Source organism: Vicinamibacteria bacterium, assembly GCA_035620555.1.
Lineage (GTDB): Bacteria > Acidobacteriota > Vicinamibacteria > Marinacidobacterales > SMYC01 > DASPGQ01.
Map to the genome: position 1 here is coordinate 1 of DASPGQ010000009.1, position 5013 is coordinate 5013.

Here is a 5013-nt window from a genome sequence, read left to right on the forward strand (position 1 = left end):
CCAGATTCGCACGTTGGTGTTGGCGCCTTCGCTCTCGATTCCGTCGTCCCAACAATGTGAGATGGAATTGGCGTATATGTCCGTATCACGATGGGGGAACCCCCGGAAGCTGAAATTGCTCGCTCCCCCGACGATGTCGGCAAAGTAATGGTCTTCGTCGGAGTAGATGTCGTTATAGCGAATGACGTGGTTGCCCTTGCTTTCGGCCAAATAGATCGCTCGGGGCCCCATCGGATGGCTGGTGTCGTATCGCGAACGATACTCCTCCCAGCTATTGGAATCTCCTCTCGGGTGATGGATCGCGTTCCTCTGCACGATGAGACGCTCGACTCCTGTGTCCGGGCCAGCGTAAATGGCGCTGTGGCGGTCGGCCGCCCATCCATCGGGCTCGACGGCTCCCCAGGCACTGATGTCGTTCTCCTCGAGAACGACGTCGTGCACGTCCTCGCGCAATCGAACGGCGTGTTCTCGCGCGCCGCGCAAGGTCAGGCCCCGGACCACGACGTGTGAAACCCCCGGCATCACTTCGATGCAGTTGTCCTCGCGGTTCTTCACGTCGATGGTCGATCTGCCGCCCGGGCCCGTATACAGGATGTAAGCTCCCGGGGCCCCCGACTGATCGATCTGAAGCGTAGTGGACGACTGCTCCGGCAAATACACCACTCGGGCGATGGGAAAGTCCTCACGCCAGGTCGACGCCGTCAGGGTTACCGACTGGTTGGGCCCTGACAAAGTCAAGCGAATCTCGTAGGGAGTCCCCGGACTCAGATTCACAACGCTCCCGCGATACTCGCCGTTCCGTTCGTCGAGCCATAGGGGCAGAGCCGTCCTCCATACGGAGCCGCCGACGGGGCGGTACTGAACCTCGCATTCGCCCGATGCACCCCCGTCCGGACTCCAGTAGAGCCCAATACTGTGGAACGTGGGTACCGCGACCGGCGTCGCCGCCAGGGCAACCGTGGGCAAGAAAACGACGAGGGCACACCAGGGCACGATCCGATAGCGGTCGAGTCCCTTGGCGCTCACGTTCGATCCCCAGCTGTCCCAGTCCAAGATCGAGGATACCATGCCCGCACGACATCCGGACCTGCGGCGTGTTTGACGCTTCCATCCGGATCGGCTACATTCTTGATATCCCCCCAAGAGACCCGGCCTTGGTCTGACCGCAATCCAATAGGATTGATGATCGTGAAGCTTTTGTTGCTGGTGAGCGACCTTTCCGCAGGCGGCATTCAGAGACAGTTCGTCGAGCTGTTGAAGGGCCTTCGAGGAAAATCAATCTGCCCCCGGGTCGTTCTGTTCTCGCGAGAAGTTCACTATGACGACATCGAGCGGCTCGGCGTGAAAACCTATTTTCTCGACCGACGGATCAAGAAGGACCCCACAGTTTTCCTGAAGCTGTACAACATATGCAAGGAGTTCCGGCCGGACATCATCCACAGCTGGGATTCCATGAGCTCGGTCTACGCGGTCCCGAGCGCCAAGCTGCTGAGAATCAAGTTCATCAACTTCATGATTCAGGACGCTCCCCAGCCCGCCGCCGTCACCTTCAGCGAATCCATTCGGTCGAAAATCACGTTCCCCTTCTCCGACGTGATCCTGGCGAACTCGCGAGCCGGTCTTCGGTCCTATAACGCGCCACCGGAGAGGTCCCGCTTCGTTCACAACGGATTCGACCTGACCCGGGTGAACCGCGTCTTCGGAACGAACGGGGTGCGAAGTCGCTTCGCCATCGAAACTCCCCATGTCGTCGGCATGGTCGCTCGATTTCACATCGGCAAAGACTACGAGAGCTACATCGCATCCGCGACCCGTATTCTGGAGCGGCGGGACGACGTGACATTTCTCGCCGTGGGCGACGGCAGCACCCTCGCCGAGTGTCGCGAGACGGTGAGCCCCGCCTTTGGCGAGCGCATCAAGTTCCTCGGCAATCAGCGGGACGTGGAGTCGATCGTCAACATCTTCGATGTCGGGGTCCTTCTCACGAATCCCAATTTTCACGGGGAGGGCATCTCGAACTCCATCATGGAGTACATGGCTCTGGGAAAGCCGGTGGTCGCCACCCGCGGTGGGGGCACGGCCGAGATCGTCGACGACGGGAAGACCGGTTTCGTTGTGGAGCCCAGAAACGTCGAGGTGATCGCGGAGAAGATCGAGCTCCTTCTGGATGACCCCGGGTTGGCAAAATCCATGGGTATCGCCGGCAAGGAGCGACTGTTCAACAACTTCGGCTTGTCGAAGATGATGGAGAGCTTCGTCGAGCTCTACGAGGAGATCCTCTGTCCCAACAACGGATTCGGAGGAAGCGTCTGAAGAGTAAAACGAGCTGAGTCGATCTGCTTTCCGTCCAAACCCGGATAACCAGCAACGACCGTCCAGTTGAGGAGCCACGATGGCTAGACCGTCCCAACTGCTGGCTTTCGTTCACGTCGAAAAAGCCGCAGGCACCTCGTTCATTCACATCCTGCGACACAACTTCTTCATGCGATACCTGGACGTACGCCCGTTCGACAAGGGGTCGCGCCGTGTTTTCCGGCCCTCGGATCTGCGTGTTTCGCTGCGCGTCCTGCCGGGTCTCAGCTGTATCGCCGGGCACTCGGTCAAGCCTTTCGCCGGCCTCGAAGACGTCGTGCCCGGCATTCGTTACATAACCATTCTGCGGAACCCGGCGAAACGATACGTCTCCCAGTACCAACAATGGGTGGAGCGACTCGGCAAGAAATTGACTTTCGAGGAGTTCTTGAGCACCCCGACGGTGGAGAACTTCCAGACCAAGAAATTCTCGGAAACGGGAGATATCGACGAGGCGCTCGAGGTCTTGTCGGAACGTCTGTTTCTCGTGGGCGTGGTGGAGCAGTTCGACCGGTTCCTGGTGCTTCTGCAGAAGAAGTTGCGTCCGATGGACTTCGATCCCCGCTACCGACGGAAGAATCTCTCAGGAAACAAGGTGACGACCGGCCACCTCCTGGAGCGATTCAAGGACGACATCGAAGAGAAGAATGTGCTGGATAGGCGACTCTACGACTTCGCTCTTCGCGAGCTCTTCCCCCGGTACGTAGAAGAGTACGGAGACCGGTTCGAGCTGGACGTGTCCGAGTTCCGGCGCACGAACTCGCTCGCCCCTCCACCGATGAGCAAGAGGTATGCGGACTACGCTTTCCGGAAGCTGTACCTCCAGCCGGTCACCGGCGTGATCCGGAGATCGCACGGAATGCCAGCGAGGGGTTCGTATTAGCGCGATAAGGGACACTGGTGTATTCTATTCTCTAGTCCCCCACCCAGCCGACCGCGGTTCCTATCTTTCGCCTTGGATCGATTTCGGCAGCCATGGAAGAGCACAGTCACGAAGGACCCCTAGATCGGCCGGTGTTCGTCATGGGCACGGGGCGGTGCGGCCTCACGCCGCTCATGCAACTCATTGCCTATCATCCGGACTTCGCCTGGCCGTCGAACTACCACAAAAGGTTTCCCCGGCGATACCCTGTTGCCCTGCTGTCGCGTCTGGTCGACTTGCCGGTGCTGCGAGGACGGCTGAAGTTCGCCTCCTACTTCCCGAAGCACGACGAGAGCTATCCCATGTGGAATCACCTCTTCTACGGCTTCGCCAAGCCGATTCGCGACCTCGTCGCCGAGGATGTCTCGCCGCTCACCCTTCGACGTTTCGAGCGGGCGGTGACCGACATCGCGAAATGGCAGGGCAAGAGGCGCTTCGTGGCCGAGTACTCGGGCTGGTCCCGCATCGACTTTTTCAAGGCCATTTTTCCCGGTGCCAAGTTCATCCATATCGTCAGAGACGGCAGAGCCGTCGCCAACTCGCTGACCCACGTCGAGTGGTGGCAGGGCTGGGAAGGCGTCTACAAATGGCGTTGGGGGATACCCGAGCCCGATCTCCTGGAAAAGCTGAGGCAATACGATCACTCTTTCGTCGCCCTGGCGGGAATTCACTGGACGCTTCTCATACGGAACATCGTGGCGAAATCCCGCATGCTGCCGGCGAGAGACTTCCACCTGGTGCGGTACGAGGACTTGGTCGCAAACCCCCGGGAGACGGCGCGAGCTTGCATTCGGTTCGCTGGCCTCGACGACGACTCGCCTCGGTTCCTCAAGCATCTCGATTCCGTCGAGATCGTAAATGCCAACGAGTCCCAACTTCGTATTCCCAGCTGGAAGAGCAATCTGACTCCGGCTCAGATCGACATGCTCAACGATATCTGCGGTGAATCGCTGGAATTCTTCGGGTATCCGATCGGCTCGGATCATCCGGCGTCGGAGATCGCCGAGGTCGGCTCTCGCTTCGTCCACCGAAGCAAAGCGAGAGCGCTCAAATGAAAGCCTGGCGTCGTCTTTGAGCACCGTTTCGACCCTCCCGAGATCCAAGACAAGGCCTTCCCCGAGAGCCAACGAGCACCTGGTCGTAGCCGCCAAGGGCAGTGGCATCACTTTCGCGGGAAAACTGTTGATGTCCCTGCTCAGCTTCGCCTTCAGCATCCTCGCGGCGCGCTTTCTCGGTGTCGAGTCTTACGGGGTATACAAGCTCGCCATCACCGTTTGCACTCTGCTGGTAGCCATATGCTTTCTCGGACTCGACGGGGGCGTGGTCCGTTACATTCCGATCGCTCTCAAGGAAAGAGACGACGGCAAGGTTTGGGGAGTAATACAACTGGGAACGGCGATGCCCGGATTGGTGGGTCTGCTCGTGGCGGCGGTGTTTTTTCTTGGCGCCGATTTCCTCGCCAATAGCATCTTCGAAGACCCATCGCTCGCGCCGGTTTTGCGAATCATGGTTTTGGCGATTCCGATCCGAGTCGTGACCACCGCGCTCGGTGCCATCTGTGCCGGCTTCAAGCAGGTGCAATGCGGAACCTACGCCGACGACATCGGATTCAATTTGATAAAGCTCCTCCTGGCCGTCGCCCTTCTGGTTCTGGGTTTCGGTATCATTGGATTGGCGATCGGTTACGTGTTGGCCGCTATCGGGTCCGTGTCGATTGCTTTTGCGTTCGCGAACAGGCT

At 59.2% G+C, this 5013-nt stretch carries 5 protein-coding genes; 4 read left to right on the forward strand and 1 reads right to left on the reverse strand.

Going from position 1 to position 5013, the window contains the following annotated elements:
* On the reverse strand, nt 1-1068 hold a 1068-nt coding region (locus tag VEK15_00230), incomplete at its 3' end, for a fibronectin type III domain-containing protein (GenBank protein ID HXV59088.1).
* A gap of 120 nt (nt 1069-1188) precedes the next feature.
* Here VEK15_00230 and VEK15_00235 point away from each other — a divergent pair.
* The 4 genes from VEK15_00235 to VEK15_00250 form a co-directional block, all read left to right on the forward strand.
* On the forward strand, nt 1189-2313 hold the full coding sequence (locus tag VEK15_00235; protein ID HXV59089.1) for a glycosyltransferase: 1125 nt from the start codon (nt 1189-1191) through the stop codon (nt 2311-2313).
* A gap of 79 nt (nt 2314-2392) precedes the next feature.
* On the forward strand, nt 2393-3235 hold the full coding sequence (locus VEK15_00240) for a hypothetical protein (GenBank protein ID HXV59090.1): 843 nt from the start codon (nt 2393-2395) through the stop codon (nt 3233-3235).
* Nucleotides 3236-3327: 92 nt separating this feature from the next.
* On the forward strand, nt 3328-4329 hold the full coding sequence (locus VEK15_00245; protein ID HXV59091.1) for a sulfotransferase: 1002 nt from the start codon (nt 3328-3330) through the stop codon (nt 4327-4329).
* 130 nt (nt 4330-4459) lie between these two features.
* Nucleotides 4460-5013, forward strand: a 554-nt coding sequence (locus VEK15_00250) for an oligosaccharide flippase family protein (GenBank protein HXV59092.1), incomplete at its 3' end; no start/stop codon positions are given.